This is a genomic window from Flavobacterium algicola (assembly GCF_022399565.1).
GTDB classification, from domain to species: Bacteria; Bacteroidota; Bacteroidia; order Flavobacteriales; family Flavobacteriaceae; genus Flavobacterium; species Flavobacterium algicola.
In genome coordinates this window covers 1,400,800-1,417,118 of the sequence record NZ_JAJTUT010000001.1, presented here as the reverse complement: position 1 = coordinate 1,417,118, position 16,319 = coordinate 1,400,800, and the positions used below count along the sequence as shown (strand labels likewise).

11 protein-coding genes and 2 tRNA genes are annotated in these 16,319 nt (G+C 35.1%); 7 read left to right on the top strand and 6 right to left on the bottom strand.

Annotated elements, in window-relative coordinates; genetic code table 11:
• The first annotated feature begins 80 nt into the window (after nt 1-80).
• Complete coding sequence (gene ileS, locus LXH21_RS06035; protein WP_239863358.1) at nt 81-3,482, top strand: isoleucine--tRNA ligase; 3,402 nt, start codon at nt 81-83, stop codon at nt 3,480-3,482.
• Nucleotides 3,483-3,489: 7 nt separating this feature from the next.
• The gene (locus LXH21_RS06030) at nt 3,490-3,870 is read left to right on the top strand and encodes a TraR/DksA family transcriptional regulator (RefSeq protein WP_239863357.1); all 381 of its coding nucleotides are present in this window, start codon (nt 3,490-3,492) and stop codon (nt 3,868-3,870) included.
• Nucleotides 3,871-4,449: 579 nt separating this feature from the next.
• Here LXH21_RS06030 and LXH21_RS06025 read toward each other — a convergent pair.
• Entirely contained in the window at nt 4,450-6,246 is a 1,797-nt protein-coding gene (locus LXH21_RS06025) for a chondroitinase-B domain-containing protein (RefSeq protein ID WP_239863356.1), read from the bottom strand.
• A gap of 269 nt (nt 6,247-6,515) precedes the next feature.
• Between LXH21_RS06025 and LXH21_RS06020 the strand changes: the two genes are divergently transcribed.
• On the top strand, nt 6,516-7,283 hold the full coding sequence (locus tag LXH21_RS06020; protein WP_239863355.1) for a Bax inhibitor-1/YccA family protein: 768 nt from the start codon (nt 6,516-6,518) through the stop codon (nt 7,281-7,283).
• A 203-nt stretch (nt 7,284-7,486) separates the two neighbouring features.
• Here the strand turns inward: LXH21_RS06020 and LXH21_RS06015 are convergent.
• The 3 genes from LXH21_RS06015 to rseP form a co-directional block, all read right to left on the bottom strand.
• Nucleotides 7,487-7,560 (bottom strand) — tRNA-Asn (locus LXH21_RS06015).
• A gap of 88 nt (nt 7,561-7,648) precedes the next feature.
• A tRNA-Asn gene (locus LXH21_RS06010) sits at nt 7,649-7,722 on the bottom strand.
• A gap of 132 nt (nt 7,723-7,854) precedes the next feature.
• Complete coding sequence (gene rseP / locus LXH21_RS06005; RefSeq protein WP_239863354.1) at nt 7,855-9,198, bottom strand: RIP metalloprotease RseP; 1,344 nt, start codon at nt 9,196-9,198, stop codon at nt 7,855-7,857.
• 201 nt (nt 9,199-9,399) lie between these two features.
• On the opposite strand from rseP, the gene namA reads away from it, so the two are divergent.
• The 3 genes from namA (at nt 9,400) to LXH21_RS05990 (ending at nt 12,327) form a co-directional block, all read left to right on the top strand.
• The gene (namA, locus tag LXH21_RS06000; RefSeq protein WP_239863353.1) at nt 9,400-10,467 is read left to right on the top strand and encodes an NADPH dehydrogenase NamA; all 1,068 of its coding nucleotides are present in this window, start codon (nt 9,400-9,402) and stop codon (nt 10,465-10,467) included.
• Between the two features lie 26 nt (nt 10,468-10,493).
• On the top strand, nt 10,494-11,534 hold the full coding sequence (locus tag LXH21_RS05995; RefSeq protein WP_239863352.1) for a Gfo/Idh/MocA family oxidoreductase: 1,041 nt from the start codon (nt 10,494-10,496) through the stop codon (nt 11,532-11,534).
• Between the two features lie 190 nt (nt 11,535-11,724).
• Nucleotides 11,725-12,327 carry a lipoprotein signal peptidase gene (locus LXH21_RS05990; RefSeq protein WP_239863351.1) on the top strand — a complete coding sequence of 201 codons (603 nt, stop codon included), beginning with the start codon at nt 11,725-11,727 and terminating at the stop codon, nt 12,325-12,327.
• A 269-nt stretch (nt 12,328-12,596) separates the two neighbouring features.
• Here LXH21_RS05990 and LXH21_RS05985 read toward each other — a convergent pair whose 3' ends face one another.
• Nucleotides 12,597-13,166 carry a 5-formyltetrahydrofolate cyclo-ligase gene (locus tag LXH21_RS05985; protein WP_239863350.1) on the bottom strand — a complete coding sequence of 190 codons (570 nt, stop codon included), beginning with the start codon at nt 13,164-13,166 and terminating at the stop codon, nt 12,597-12,599.
• Nucleotides 13,153-14,130: a succinylglutamate desuccinylase/aspartoacylase family protein gene (locus LXH21_RS05980; protein ID WP_239863349.1), complete on the bottom strand. Its 978-nt coding sequence runs from the start codon at nt 14,128-14,130 to the stop codon at nt 13,153-13,155. Before LXH21_RS05980 ends, LXH21_RS05985 begins: the two co-directional genes overlap by 14 nt.
• Before the next feature lie 377 nt (nt 14,131-14,507).
• On the opposite strand from LXH21_RS05980, the gene uvrC reads away from it, so the two are divergent.
• Nucleotides 14,508-16,319: an excinuclease ABC subunit UvrC gene (uvrC, locus tag LXH21_RS05975; RefSeq protein ID WP_239863348.1), complete on the top strand. Its 1,812-nt coding sequence runs from the start codon at nt 14,508-14,510 to the stop codon at nt 16,317-16,319.

Genomic DNA, 16,319 nt, shown 5'->3' with positions numbered 1-16,319 from the left:
TACGTAAACTTTCGGCTTGGGATTTTCGACAATTACTCAAAATTCCTTACTTTCGCACTTCGATTTAAGAAAAGGATAAAATGAGCACAAAATTTACTGAATACAAAGGACTTGACTTACCTACGGTAGCCTCTGAAGTACTTGATTTCTGGAAAGAAAAAAACATATTTGAAAAAAGTATTACTACTAGAGAAGGTGCAGAGCCATTCGTATTTTTTGAAGGGCCACCTTCTGCAAATGGTTTGCCAGGTATTCACCATGTAATGGCACGTGCGATCAAAGATATTTTTTGCAGATACAAAACTCAAAAAGGATACCAAGTAAAGCGTAAAGCGGGTTGGGACACTCACGGTTTGCCAGTTGAACTAGGTACAGAGAAAGAACTCGGAATCACAAAAGAAGATATTGGTGCCAAGATTTCTATCGAAGAATATAACGAAGCGTGTAAAAAAACCGTGATGCGTTATACAGATGTATGGAATGATTTGACCGAAAAAATGGGTTATTGGGTAGATATGGAAGATCCATATGTAACTTATAAACCTAAATATATGGAAACGGTTTGGTGGATTTTGAAACAAATCTATAACAAAGATTTGATGTACAAAGGATACACAATTCAACCGTATTCTCCAAAAGCAGGAACAGGATTGTCATCTCACGAGGTGAACCAACCTGGTAGTTACCGTGATGTTACGGATACGACTGTGGTGGCACAGTTCAAAGCAATCGATGCCACTTTACCAGCTGCTTGGCAAGGATTAGGAGAAATCTTAATCTTGGCATGGACTACAACACCATGGACATTGCCTTCAAACACAGCTTTGACTGTTGGTCCAAAAATTGATTATGTGGTTGTAAAAACCTTCAATCAATATACTTTCTTGCCTACAAATGTAGTTTTAGCTAAAAACTTAGTTGGAAAACAATTCGGAAAAGGTTTTTTTGCTAGCGAAGACACAGCTGACTTTGAAAACTACAAAGGCGGGGATAAAAAAATACCTTTCCAAATTATTGCTGAAGATAAAGGTGCTGATTTAGTCGGAATCAAATACGAGCAATTAATGCCATTGGTATTGCCGTATCAAAATCCTGAGAACGCTTTTAGAGTAATTTCAGGTGATTTTGTAACCACTGAAGATGGTACAGGAATTGTGCATACGTCACCTACATTTGGTGCAGATGATGCAAAGGTAGCCAAAGAAGCTATTCCAGAAATCCCACCGATGTTAGTGTTGGATGCTGATGGAACTCCGGTGCCGTTGGTAAATTTACAAGGTAAATTCATCGATGGATTGGGTAGTTATTCTGGTAAGTACGTTAAGAATGAATATTATGATGACGGTCAAGCTCCAGAACGTTCTTTGGACGTGGAAATTGCTATTCAGTTAAAAGAAGAAAACAAAGCATTCAAAGTAGAGAAATATGTCCATAGTTATCCTCATTGTTGGAGAACAGACAAACCTATTTTGTACTATCCGCTAGATTCTTGGTTTATAAAAATCACAGAAGTTAGAGATAGAATGTTTGAATTGAACGAAACCATCAACTGGAAGCCAAAAGCAACCGGAGAAGGTCGTTTTGGAAACTGGTTAAAAAACGCCAACGACTGGAACTTATCGCGTTCAAGATATTGGGGAATTCCGTTGCCTATTTGGAGAACAGAGGACAAGCAGGAAGAGATTTTGATTGGTTCAGTTGAAGAACTATACAACGAAATAGAAAAATCTATTGCAGCCGGATTCCAAAAAGAAAATCCTTTTAAAGGATTCGAAATTGGGAACATGGACGAAAGTAACTATGACTTAATCGACTTGCATAAAAATGTAGTAGACGAAATCACCTTACTTTCTCCATCAGGAAAACCAATGACGCGTGAAGCTGATTTAATTGACGTTTGGTTTGATTCAGGTTCGATGCCGTATGCACAATGGCACTACCCTTTTGAAAACAAAGAAAAAATTGATCAGAATAAAGATTTTCCAGCCAACTTTATTGCTGAGGGAGTGGATCAAACACGTGGATGGTTTTATACTTTACACGCTATTGGTACTTTAGTTTTTGATAAAGTAGCCTACAAAAATGTGGTTTCAAACGGCTTAGTGTTAGACAAAAACGGACAAAAAATGTCTAAACGTCTAGGGAATGCCGCAGATCCTTTTAAAACTTTATCAGAATATGGTCCAGATGCTACACGCTGGTACATGATCTCTAATGCAAACCCTTGGGACAACTTAAAATTTGACCTAGAAGGAATTGCCGAAGTTCGTCGTAAATTTTTTGGTACACTTTATAATACGTATTCTTTCTTCAGTTTATATGCCAATATCGATGGATTCAAATATGATGAAGCCGATATACCAATGAATGAAAGACCAGAGATTGATCAATGGATTATCTCTGAATTGAATACTTTAATAAAAGATGTAGATGGTTTTTATGCAGATTACGAACCTACTAAAGCAGCACGTGCTATCTCTGATTTTGTACAAGAAAATTTGAGTAATTGGTACGTACGTTTGTGTCGCCGTCGTTTTTGGAAAGGGGAATATGCCCAAGATAAAATCGCAGCATACCAGACCTTATATACTTGTTTGTTAACAATAAGTAAATTAAGCGCTCCTATTGCACCATTTTTTATGGACAAGCTTTACCGAGACTTAACCTTGGCTACACAAACAGAAAATTTTGATAGCGTACATTTGGCGAAATTTCCAGTATACGTTGAAAACTTTGTTGATAAATCGTTGGAGAGTAGAATGCAGAAAGCGCAGACCATCTCATCACTAGTTTTATCGCTTAGAAAGAAAGAGATGATCAAAGTACGTCAACCATTACAAAAGGTAATGATTCCGGTACTTGACGACAATCAAAAGAAAGAAATCGAGGCTATTTCTGACCTAATAAAAGCAGAGGTAAATGTTAAAGAAATCCAACTTTTGGACGATGCATCTGGAATTTTAGTAAAACAAATAAAACCTAATTTCAAAGCTTTAGGACCACGTTTCGGAAAAGATATGGGACTGGTTTCTAAGAAGATACAAGGTTTATCGAATGACGAAATTAATGAATTAGAACGAAGTGGAAGCTTTGTAACAGAGATAGCAGGAAATAACATAACTTTAACCTTAGAAGATGTTGAGATTACGTCCCAAGATATCGAAGGTTGGTTGGTTGCAAATTCTAATGGAATCACGGTGGCTTTAGACATTGTAATTTCACCAGAATTAAGAAGTGAAGGGGTTTCGAGAGAGTTAGTAAACAGAATACAAAATCTAAGAAAAGATTCTGGTTTTGAAGTTACTGATAAAATCAAAGTTCATTTGCAAAACAACAGCACATTGGAAGCTGCGGTAAAAGAAAATTTAAATTATATCAAATCAGAGACATTGACCGAAGAATTAATTTTTGTAGAGAAAGTTGAGAATGGCACTGAAATTGAATTTGATGATATTAAAACATTAATAACAATTACTAAATAATAGGGTTATGACAGATGAAGCTACAAAATACTCCGACGCTGATTTAGCGGAGTTTAAAGAGATTATTTTAAATAAAATAGAAAAAGCACAAGCAGATCTAAATTTGATCAAAAGTGCTTATATGAATGATTTAAACAACGGTACAGATGACACATCTCCAACGTTTAAAGCGTTTGAAGAAGGTAGTGAAACAATGTCAAAAGAAGCAAATTCACAATTGGCTATTCGTCAAGAGAAATTTATTCGCGACTTGAAAAATGCATTATTCCGTGTAGAAAACAAAACTTACGGAGTTTGTAAAGTAACCGGAAAATTAATTGGTAAGGAAAGATTGAAAATTGTTCCTCATGCTACAATGAGTATTGAAGCAAAAAATTTACAACGATAGTTATCTTCATACATCTGTATAAAACGCTCCTAACGGAGCGTTTTTTTTTTGCTCAAAAAATAATTATTCCCGTTTTATTAAACTCTATTTGCAGGCAACAACATACCTACGCTCACTAACTAGGTAATTAATAGAAAACTATATATGCTTAAACGAAAGCAATTAAATAATTATGATGTCTTAAATTCTATTTTCTAGCAGTAAAAAACGATCTGAGAAAATTAAACATTATTAGCGCTACTTTCTAATTTTGCTTCTTATAGATATTATTACCATTAGAGACAACATAGACGGAAATATTGATGGTATAAAGTAAATAGAGCTTTAATCATCTTACTAACCTATTTCTGATACGCTCTGATGTGGTAGATTATAGTAGTTAGGATAATTCGTAGACAGCTAAACTTAAAGACGAACTTTTTCACAATTCTCAAAATAGGCGAAACTTAAATGTAAAAATTTTAAAAATGAAAAAACCTGCAAGATTATCATCTTGCAGGTTTAATTTTATTCTTGATGATTAATAAATTCTGGTCATTACGGATACTCAGCACCTATTGCTCAATTGAAAATTTATCGCTATTTAATGAATAACTTTGAAGCACCTTGTACCTTTACAGTGTAAACACCTTTCTGTAAACTAGTAACATCAATTTTTCCATTCGACTCATCAATAAGTTTTTCTATTACCACTTTACCTAGCATATTGATAATTTGAATTTTCCCTAAGATTTTTTCTCCAAAATATACATTTAAATATTCTCCTGTAATTGGATTTGGATAAAGTACTAGGTTCTGAGAATTCGATCTGTTACTAACCACACTAAGATTTGCACTTCCGAAGAAACCTACCTTCACACCCACATCAGCAACTGTATATGGTAATCTTGATCCATCCGCACCAAATTCTTCAGCTCCTGCATCATAAAGCGCAGGTCGGTTTCCATCAAATATATCTTTAGTCAGATAGCTGTATGTACCTATTCCTGCATCGATTGCCGCACTTCCAGCTGTTAACCTATAAACATTATCAGAAGAAGTTGCCAGAAGCCCCGAACTAACTTCTTGATTGTTTGCCGCATTACCATTTAAGGTCCAAACGCCAGATTGCTTAATATTTCCTGTAAACGTGTACGGCGATGAGGCATCCGCCGCTCTAATTTCGTCAACAGCCTTTTTGCTTGAACTAGGCATTAAGAAAATATTATTAGCAGCTACCATATTTAGCGCTGGTAAAGTATATGATCCTCCTCCTAGTCTGATACCAAAATCATTATTAACAAATGTATTGTTGAGAATAGTAATATTTTTCACCTGATAATATCCGCTTAAGTTAGCTCCATTAACAGAGGTAGCGATACCACCAATCAAATTAAGCGCACCCAAGTTAGAAGAAGTTCCACCTCCAGCAGCGCTAGATTTTGCAGAATTTACATTTTCTATATAATTATTATAAATTTTATGGTCTTCACCTAATACTCTAATCCCACCAGAAAATAATTGATTGTTGGCCAAAAAATAATTACCAAACACTTCACATTTGTTTCCATGTCTTAACGTCAAAGTACCACTGTAATTACTAAAAGTGTTGTTGTAATATTTATTATTACCACTTTTATTCGAAATAATTTCAATCTCACCAAACCAATTACTAAATAAATTCTCGTAAACTTCTGTGAATGAATCACTCAATGATGTGTTACTATTTCCGATACGTATTGCATCTTGATCATTGTACTGATCAACATAAGTACCAACAAAGGTGCGATCACCAAAGTAATTGTGATGAATTTTTGTATAATTTGGAGTTGCTACATCTCTATTGTCATTGATAGTGCTACCTGCACCATTTTTACCCGTAAAGGAACAGTAACTTATCTCGTTATATTGACCATACAATAAAACCCATTTATAAATTAAGGTAGGAGTTGTAGATTGCGCTGTTGTGCCATTATAGGAATCAATCTTCACATTGGTCACCGTACAGTTAGTACACGTATTGTTACTGTCGAATCTAAATTTAATGACTGGTTCAATCACTGTAGTACTTGAGAGCGTTAGATTACTAGCGTTTCTAAAAATAATCCCTTCAAGTTTGATGTATGCTCCACCCATAGCCACTCTTGAATTTCCTTCAAAAAAGACTTGACCTGGATTTTTTGCTTTAATAATAACTGGATTTGCAGCGGTACCCGTAACTTTCAAATTGATAAAAGTATCTGTATAAGTTCCGTCGGCAATAACGATTGTAGTTCCTGGAACAGCACTAGATATAGCTGCATACAAAGTTTCCCTTGTATTTACTTCCTGAGCATTAATAGACAATGTAAGCAACATTATGAAAAGTTGCAGAATGAGTAATTTTTTCGGTTTCACTTTTTTATATTTTAAGCATGATTAATTAGATACAACAAACGTATTAAATAATTTAGAATCAATTGCAAAAAGCATCAAAAATTGGTTAACCAATTAAGATTTTAAGCAAAAAAACTTACATAAATTGCATATTCTGACGATTGGTTATGTTAAATAATAATTCAAACTCAATAAATTATGAAAAACATAAACTTTAACTAAAATTGATAACTGATATTTCAAATTATTATTATTTCAATTATCTTTGATGGAATTAATCTATTTTAAATATGCAATTTAAATCAAGTAATCCGTTTTTAAGCAATAAAAGGTTCTCGGCTACGTCAAAGGCAGAACAAGTACACAATGCAACTGTAATTGGTAACGACCAAGAGATGACAATTGCAGGTACAATAAATAAAACAGCTTTACTATTTTTATTACTTACGGCTTCGGCTATGGTAATTTGGTGGATGGCTTTTAATGGTATGAATCCTATTCTTCCAGCTATCGGTGGGGCAGTTGTCGGACTTATATTAGTTGTAATTTCAGCGTTCAAACCACAATATTCCGGTTATCTAGCACCTGGTTATGCGTTATTCGAAGGATTGTTTATCGGAGGTATTTCGGCAATATTTGAAGCACAGTATCCTGGTATAGTAATAGAAGCAGTCGGAGCAACATTTGCTACTTTCTTAGTTTGTCTGGGACTTTATAAATTCAAAATAGTTAAGGTTACAGAGCAATTCAAATCTGTTGTAGTGGCAGCAACCTTCGCCATAGCTACTTACTATCTTATATCTTGGTTAGTGTCTATGTTTACTAGTTACCAACCTGTACACTACGGAAGTTCACTTATGAGCATCGGTATTAGTGTATTTGTAATTATAATCGCTGCTTTGAATATTTTTTTAGATTTTGACAGAATTGAAAAAGGAGCTCAAGAAAAAATGCCTAAGTATATGGAATGGTTTGGAGCAATGGGATTGATGATAACGCTAGTATGGTTGTATATCGAATTCTTAAGACTGCTATCAAAACTTTCTAGCAGAGACTAAGTCTATTCTATTTAAGATAAAAAATCCTTCTTAGCGGAAGGATTTTTTTTTGCTTTTAATCGAAAGGAAAGACGCTACAGTCCCAAAACGAGTAGATCAAACATTCTGCTTTATATTTAAAAGTCATTTGCTAAATGAGAATCACACAGCAATAGCCTAAAACAAAAAAAGCCCGACATCACTGTCAGGCTTTTTTATAATAGCTCCCTCTCTTGGGCTCGAACCAAGGACCCTCTGATTAACAGTCAGATGCTCTAACCAACTGAGCTAAGAAGGAAACTGTATACTGAACAACAAAAGAGATATACGTCTCTGTAAAATTAAAAAACAAAAAATCCAGTTTTACAACTGGATTTTTTTAGTAGCTCCCTCTCTTGGGCTCGAACCAAGGACCCTCTGATTAACAGTCAGATGCTCTAACCAACTGAGCTAAGAAGGAAACTGTATATTGTATTGCGTACAGGTATATTTATCTGCTTAGTAAGAACGTGTATTTGTTTGTCTAAGCGGTTGCAAATATAAGGCTAAATTTGATATCTGCAAACAAAAAATAAAAAAATTTCAATATTTTTTACTTCCCAATTATAGCCTTGTAAACATCATTTCCGTTAGCAAATAAAAGCAAGGTTATAAGTAAAACAAAACCAACCATTTGGGCGTTTTCAAGAAATTTATCTGATGGTTTTTTACCACTAATTATTTCGTATAATAAAAACATTACATGTCCACCATCTAATGCCGGAATCGGTAATAAGTTCATCACCCCAAGCATTATTGATAACAAAGCTGTAAGTGCCCAAAAAACTTCCCAACTCCAAGTACTAGGGAAAATATCAAAAATAGCTTTAAAACCACCTACTTGCTTGTAAGCTCCTGTATCTGGATTGAAAATCATCTTTAATTGTTTCCCGTAACCTACTAGTTGCTCTTTCCCTTTTTGAATACCTACAGGAAACGCTTCAAAGAAACCATACTCTTGTTTGCGAACTTTATAATATCCTAATTTCTCTAATGAATCTAGCCCTAAACCTCCTAGTTGAACTCCTAATATTCCTTCTCCATCAATTTGCAGGGAAACTGGCACTTCTTTTTGATCACGCAAAACAACAGCAGAAACCGTTTTGTTTTTATTTGCTTCCAAAATAGTTTTTGCCTCGTCAAAATATTTCACTTTTTGACCATTAAGAGACAATATCATGTCCTTTGGTTGCAAAGCTGTGTTGCTAGATTCTGCACTAACAGCTCCAATAACAAATGGCATACGAATAGATACTAATGAACTTTTCTCAACTTTAGATAATTGATCTATAAAATCCTTAGGCATCACAATCGTTTGCTCCGCTCCGTCTCTTTCGATTAAAACGTTTTTGGCCATTACGATCTTAATGTTGATTTCATTATCAAATTTCGAAATCTTTTCGCCATCGACTGCTAGTATATTGTCTCCGGTTTTAAAACCTGCACTTTGTAAGACAGGATTCTCTATCAATAAACCATCCTTTAAATCTTCCATAGCGATATATGTATTTCCATACGTAAAAGCCATTCCGATGTAAATAATGAATGCCAAAATAAAGTTTACAGTTACACCACCAAGCATGATGATCAAACGTTGCCAAGCTGGCTTAGAACGAAATTCCCAAGGTTGTGGAGGCAAAGCCATTTGCTCTTTGTCCATACTCTCATCAATCATTCCAGAAATCTTAACATAACCACCTAATGGTAACCAGCCGATTCCGTATTCTGTTTCTCCAATTTTTTTCTTTAAAAGTGAATATTTAACATCAAAAAATAAGTAAAATTTTTCGACTCTTGTTTTAAATAATTTAGCAGGAATAAAATGTCCTAATTCGTGAAGTATAATAAGTAATGATAAGCTCAATAAAAATTGAGAAAGCTTGATGAATATTTCCATTTTTAATTTTTAATTCTTTTTTTCAACTCACAAAAGTAAGCTTTTCTATTTTATTTCTTTTGCAATAATACGGTATAAGGTTTTAAATGTTTGTTAATTAGTCCGATTTTATCTTCAATATAGAAGAGATAGATTAAATTTACCTTCCTTATCTGTTTACAGAACAAACTCCTATTTAAAATCAAATATACTGCCAAAAATATGTCATTATTATTTTCTCCTTTAAAGATCAAAAAAATAGAATTTAAAAATAGAATTGTAATCTCTCCTATGTGCCAATATTCGGCAGAGAACGGCTTGGCTAACAATTGGCATTTGGTTCATTTAGGGAGCCGTGCCAGCGGGGGAGCTGGGTTAATTATTCAAGAAGCTACATCGGTATTACCCGAAGGACGCATCTCACCAGAAGATTTGGGTTTATGGAATGATGAACAAATTGAAAAACTAAAAGAAATTAATCAATTTATCAGCTCACAAGATTGTGTACCTGGGATACAACTTGCACATGCTGGTCGCAAAGCAAGTCATGCAGCACCTTGGTCAGGACATCAACAGCTGAATGAATCGCAAGGCGGCTGGAAAACCGTAGCACCATCAGCCATAGCTTTTGGAGAAAACGAAGAAGAACCAATTGCTTTAGATAATAATCAGATTCAGAATATTGTCGAAGCTTTCAGATCCGCTACGAAGAGAGCAGTACAAGCAGGATTTGAAGTACTAGAGATACATGCCGCTCATGGATATTTAATTCACCAATTCTTATCCCCGCTTTCGAATAAAAGAACAGATCAATACGGTGGAAGCTTTGAAAACAGAATCAGATTTGCTTTAGAAACGCTTGCGGCAGTGCAGTCAGAGTGGCCATCCGATTTGCCTCTATTTGTACGAATCTCTGCAACCGACTGGGCAGATGGCGGTTGGACTATCGAAGAGTCTGTTCAATTGAGTAAAATATTGAAAGAAAAAGGAGTCGATCTAATAGATATTTCTACGGGAGGTTTAGTACACCATCAAAAAATCCCAGTAGCGCCGAATTACCAAGTTCCATTTGCTCAACAAATTAAGGAAGAAGCAGGAATAACTGTAAGTGCAGTTGGTTTAATTACAGATGCAACGCAGGCAGAAGAAATCTTAACAAAGCAGCAAGCAGATTTAGTAATGTTTGCAAGAGAATCATTAAGAAATCCTTATTTCCCTTTACAATTCGCAAATGAATTGAAAGCTGACATTAGATGGCCGAAACAGTACGAACGAGCGCAATTAAAATAATCATCATTCTTTTTAAATAGAATTTTATGCAAAAAATAAAAACAGCATTACTCTCTTACGGTATGTCCGGAAAAGTATTTCATGCACCGTTCCTTACTTTACATCCAGGTTTTGAATTGATAGGAGCATGGGAACGTTCCAAAAAATTAATGCAAGTCGATTATCCAGAAGCAATTAATTTTCCCACTCTAGAATCAGTTTTAGAAAGCGAAGTGGCACTCGTGGTGATCAATACACCAACGGCACATCATTACGAGCACGCAAAAAAAGTACTACTCTCTGGCAAACATGCTATTGTAGAAAAGGCATTTACAACAACAGTTGCAGAGGCGCAAGAATTGGCAGCAATCGCAAAGGAGAAGGGGCTTAAGCTTGCCGTTTTTCAAAACCGAAGATGGGATAGTGACTTTAAAACAGTAAAAAAAGTACGCGACGATGGACTTTTGGGAGACCTCATCGATGCCGAATTTCATTTTGACCGCTATACGCCTGCTTTGAGTCCAAAAGCGCATAAGGAAACTGTCAATCCAGGAGCGGGAATTGTTAAAGACCTTGGATCACATTTGATTGATCAAGCCTTGACATTATTTGGTTTTCCACAAGCAGTCAATGCTGACATACGTATAACACGAGAACATTCGGTTGTAGACGATTCATTGGATATAAATTTATTTTACCCAAATCTAAGAGTACGATTGAAAGCAGGTTATTTCAATCGAGAAATGATTCCGTCTTTTATACTTCAAGGTAAACAAGGATCTTTCTTTAAGCAACGCGGAGATGTTCAAGAAGATCAGCTCAAACTAAATCACAAACCAAATCTGAGCGATTGGGGTACAGAGGCAGATGGCTTTGAAGGATTAGTACACACGGAAATTGATGGAGAAGTCGTTCGTAAAAACATTCCGACTCTCAAAGGCAATTATTACGATTATTTTGACGGTATGTATAACGCGATCGCAAACAATACTGCAGAACCGGTTACTGCTCAAGACGGAATTCATGTGATGCAAATTATTGAAGCTGCTATGCAGAGTAGTAAAGAAAAAAGAAGAATCGAATTTTAAATCAGCTGTATTATAGCATTCTTTTCACTCATTCAAGGTGGTACTAAGCCTTTTTATTACCATCGAAGTAGGTGTAATAATCACTCCCTAAATAGAGAAAAGATATTTTATTATTGATTTAAGTATTTATAGTTACGTTCCTACTATTTTTACTCAAAATGATTACTTTTACAGACTTAAAAAAATTATAATGTCATTAGCAAAAGCATACCTCTTAATCTTCCTTATTTTATTGGTTGATCAAGTTTCAAAGATTTTCGTAAAAACAAATTTTATTTTAGGAGAGGAAGTCGAAATTTTTAACTGGTGCAAAATACTTTTTGTTGAAAACGAAGGAATGGCCTGGGGTACTAAAATACCTGGAGAATATGGAAAATTATTTCTAACTGTTTTTAGAATTTTTGCTGTTGGCGGAATAGGATATTGGTTATGGGATGCCGTAGAGCAAAAACAAAGTTCTAATTTCCTTATAGTAGCTATTGCTTTAATTTTTGCTGGTGCATTTGGTAACATCATTGACTCCGTTTTTTATGGTGTTATTTTCGATGACAGTAATTCCCATTTAGCAACCCTTTTTAGCGACCAACCATATGGCACCTTGTTCCATGGTAAAGTGGTAGATATGTTTTACTTTCCTATATGGCATGGATTTTTACCAGACGCATTACCAGTTATAGGCGGAAGAGAATTTACATTCTTCAACGCCATCTTTAATGTAGCTGATGTAGCAATCTCTACCGGAGTTGGTATTTTGATTGTGTTTAATAAGAAAGCTTTTCAAAAAGAAAATTAAGCAAAGACCCACATATATTATGAGAAACGGATGAGCAGTAGCTTGTCCGTTTTTTTTATTTTGTACTTTGATATATTAAGAAACGGAAAACTGTTGTACTACCTTATAATAGAATTCCCGCCTTTCGCTGTATCTTGTGAGGGCAAAATGCCAGCCCCCACAAGGATGCCGCTGCAGTCGGGGTTAATTAGTAAATATGGTTTTGTATTTGTTATTTACAACAGTAGATGATGAAAAAAACAGTAACCGAGTTAGTGTATTTTTTGCACTTAAAACTTATAAATTTTATTTGGAGTAATACAATAGTTTAAAGCGATATCTCCCTCAAAAACATCATCAATAAAAGGTTCTGAATCGAAGAAAGACAGACCTATTTTAATCGTATCTGGTCTGCATTCTGATAAGAATTTGTCATAGAATCCTTTACCATAACCCACCCGATGTCCTTTTTGATCAAAAGCTAATAAGGGTACAAAAACGACATCAATTTTTAATGAAGGTACTTCAAGTCCATCTACGGGTTCCGGAATATTGTATTCATTTTTTTTGATTTTGGTATTGTCCGTTAATAAGTAATGAGTCATAATTCTCGAATCAAAATCGGCTTTGGAGATTACAATCTCTTTGTCCTTACCCGACAATAAATGTAAAATTAACTCTGTATCTACCTCATTATACTCCGCAATAGGAAGAAATATATGAAAATAAGTTTTGTCCCAAATAGGAAATGTAATTAATTGGTTTGCAATAGCAAGACTCCTCTCCTCTACTTCTTCGGTACTTAAAGCCAGACGAAGTGCTTTATATTTAGCACGAAGTATTTTCTTATTTTGGTTCATTGTACAAACTCTTAGTTATATGGTAAACAGCATCACCTTGATAAACAATTGGCGAATGATTGGCGTTGATAATATAACCATCATTTGGAGCTTTCACTTTTTGCTCAAACTTTCCAAAAGGATCGGTAATAGTCGCCAAAACATCTCCTTTTTTGACAAATTCTCCAATTTTATTATGATCGTGTAACATACCCGAATACTTCGCACGCAACCAAGTAGATTTATTTATATAGATACTATCGGTTTCCTTATACTGAACATCATGTTTGGGATCAAGCATGGATAGGAAAGACAAGAAACGTTTGACTCCCTCAATACCCGATTGGGCAACGGCATCATTAATATCTGATGATTTACCACCTTCAAAAAGCAGCATTTTAACATTGGTCTTTTGGCAAGAATTTCTAAAAGTGCCTGCAATATTTTTGGAGAACAAAGTAAAAGGAGCATTAAAGATATCAGCCAAAAGTTTTAGCTCCTCATTATCGGGAATTATTCTAAGTTGTGGCGCATTAAAGCGACTTGCGCCACCTGCATGAAAATCAACTGCATAATCAATATGGGGTAAAATTTCTGTGATCACATGGTAAGCAAATCTACTTGCCAATGATCCTTTCTTTGTTCCTGGAAATACGCGGTTTAAATCGCGACCATCTGGAAATTGGCGCGACATATTGATGTATCCAAACATATTAATAATCGGGATACAAATGATGGTTCCGCGTTTGGGCCTGTTTATTTTTTTGGATATGATTTGACGCACGATTTCGATACCATTAATTTCGTCACCGTGAATTCCTGCAGAAAAAAGTACGGTAGGTCCAGCAATTTTTGACCGTTGAATTATGACAGGGATTTTTAATTTGGCGGCATTGTGGAGTTTTGCAATCTCCATGTCGATCGTTTTGCTTTGTCCAGGCAAAATTGTTTCTCCTAATATAATTAACGGTTTGTTATTCTTCATATCTTAAATAAAGCCTAAATGTAGAAATTATTATCTGAAATTCGTAATTTTGGATAAATCGATACAAAACAACATTTTTTTGGTGCGAAATAGCCGAATTAACACGAATAATATTCAATTACCTTACAATGTCTTTTTTTGCTTTCTGATGAAAATTAAAATTTTGAAAAGTGATAGGTTTGCGTGAGTGATAGAAGCTAGCTACCGAAGTAGCGCGGATAGCACGACAGCAGTAAGAGATGAGGCTTTGTACGCGCAAACTGCAAGAGCCTCATCTCTTAATGGTGGCACGCCCAAAGTAATAATCGAAGACGTGAGCTATCTTATGATAACGTAACAGTTAAATGTTGAAATCTATTTGTTGAAACAACTATATAATGCAAAAACCAAGTCTTGAACTTCAAATACAAACCTTGCCAGATGGGCCAGGCGTTTACCAATACTACGATAAAGACGGGAAGATTCTGTATGTAGGTAAGGCTAAAAATCTAAAAAAAAGAGTATCCTCTTACTTTAATAAAGTTCATGATCAGGCCAAGACTAATGTGTTGGTAAAAAAAATTGTAACTATTAGGCATATCGTTGTCCCAACAGAAACTGATGCATTGCTGTTGGAAAATAATTTAATCAAAACGCTACAGCCTAGATACAATGTACTGCTTCGTGATGATAAAAGTTACCCATGGATTTGTATTAAGAAGGAACCTTTCTCCCGAATCTTTGCTACGAGAAGAATGATTAAAGATGGGTCAGAATATTTTGGACCTTATACAAGTTTCAAAACTGTTCATACTATTTTGGACTTAATTAAAGAATTATACCCATTACGAACCTGCAATCTGGATTTGACAAAATCGAATATTGAGTCGGGAAAGTTCAAAGTTTGTTTAGAATACCATATAGGAAACTGCAAAGGACCTTGTGAGGGTTATGAGTCTTTAGAAAATTATCAGACGCAAGTAGATGCTATTCGTGAAATTTTGAAAGGGAATTTTAAAAGCAGTATGAAAGACTTCAAAAGAGTGATGATGGACTTGGCTCAAAACATGCACTTTGAAGAAGCTCAAAAAATTAAAGATAAAATTACCATTTTGGAGAATTACCAGTCGAGATCTACGGTTGTCAATCCAAAAATAACTAATATCGATGTGTTCTCTATAGTATCTGACGAAGGTGCTGCTTATGTGAATTTTTTACAAATTTCGCACGGGTCTGTAATTCGCTCACACACGATGGAAATTAAAAAGAAACTTGACGAAACAGATGAAGAGTTGCTGGAGTTGGCAATTATTGAACTCCGTGAACGTTTCAAGTTATTGTCCCGCGAAGTAATTGTTCCCTTTACTATAGATCTGGGTGAAGAAATTAAAGTGACGGTACCCCAATTGGGAGATAAGAAGCACATCTTAGATTTATCAATTAGAAATGCTAAATTTTACAGAATTGAACAATTGAAGCAATTGCAAATTGTTGATCCTGATCGTCATACCAATCGTATTATGGCACAAATGCAAAAGGACTTGCGACTGCCTGTTGAACCGAGACACATTGAATGTTTTGACAACTCAAACATTCAAGGTACCAATCCAGTTGCGGCTTGTGTAGTTTTTAAAGACGGTAAACCAAGTAAGAAAGATTACCGCCATTTTAACATCAAAACTGTTGAAGGTCCTGATGATTTTGCTTCTATGGAGGAAGTGGTGTACCGCCGTTATAAACGTCTGAAAGATGAGAATGAGCCTCTACCCAATTTGATTATTATTGATGGTGGTAAAGGACAATTGTCATCGGCATTAAAAAGTTTGGATGCGCTGGAATTGCGTGGAAAAATAGCTATTATCGGAATTGCGAAAAGACTCGAAGAATTATTTTATCCGGGAGATTCGGTTCCATTGTATTTGGATAAAAAATCAGAAACATTAAAGGTGATTCAACAATTGCGTAATGAAGCGCACCGTTTTGGAATTACACATCATAGAGACCGACGTAGCAAAGAGGCACTCAATGGCTCTATAGAATCAATTCCTGGAATTGGCGAAAAGACCATGCTTACTCTTATTCAACACTTTAAAAGTGTTAAAAGATTGCAATTGGTATCCGAAAAAGAAATATCAGACGTCATAGGATTGTCTAAAGCCAAAAAAATAGTCGAATTTTACAAAACACAAGCAGCGCCCAAAACCCCCTAA

Coding starts and splice junctions, on each gene's coding strand:
- LXH21_RS05985 (WP_239863350.1), bottom strand. CDS start 13,166: ATGAACCAAAATAAGAAAATACTTCGTGCTAAATATAAAGCACTTCGT.
- ileS (WP_239863358.1), top strand. CDS start 81: ATGAGCACAAAATTTACTGAATACAAAGGACTTGACTTACCTACGGTA.
- LXH21_RS05995 (WP_239863352.1), top strand. CDS start 10,494: ATGCAAAAAATAAAAACAGCATTACTCTCTTACGGTATGTCCGGAAAA.
- LXH21_RS06030 (WP_239863357.1), top strand. CDS start 3,490: ATGACAGATGAAGCTACAAAATACTCCGACGCTGATTTAGCGGAGTTT.
- LXH21_RS06020 (WP_239863355.1), top strand. CDS start 6,516: ATGCAATTTAAATCAAGTAATCCGTTTTTAAGCAATAAAAGGTTCTCG.
- LXH21_RS05990 (WP_239863351.1), top strand. CDS start 11,725: ATGTCATTAGCAAAAGCATACCTCTTAATCTTCCTTATTTTATTGGTT.
- rseP (WP_239863354.1), bottom strand. CDS start 9,198: ATGGAAATATTCATCAAGCTTTCTCAATTTTTATTGAGCTTATCATTA.
- LXH21_RS05980 (WP_239863349.1), bottom strand. CDS start 14,130: ATGAAGAATAACAAACCGTTAATTATATTAGGAGAAACAATTTTGCCT.
- uvrC (WP_239863348.1), top strand. CDS start 14,508: ATGCAAAAACCAAGTCTTGAACTTCAAATACAAACCTTGCCAGATGGG.
- namA (WP_239863353.1), top strand. CDS start 9,400: ATGTCATTATTATTTTCTCCTTTAAAGATCAAAAAAATAGAATTTAAA.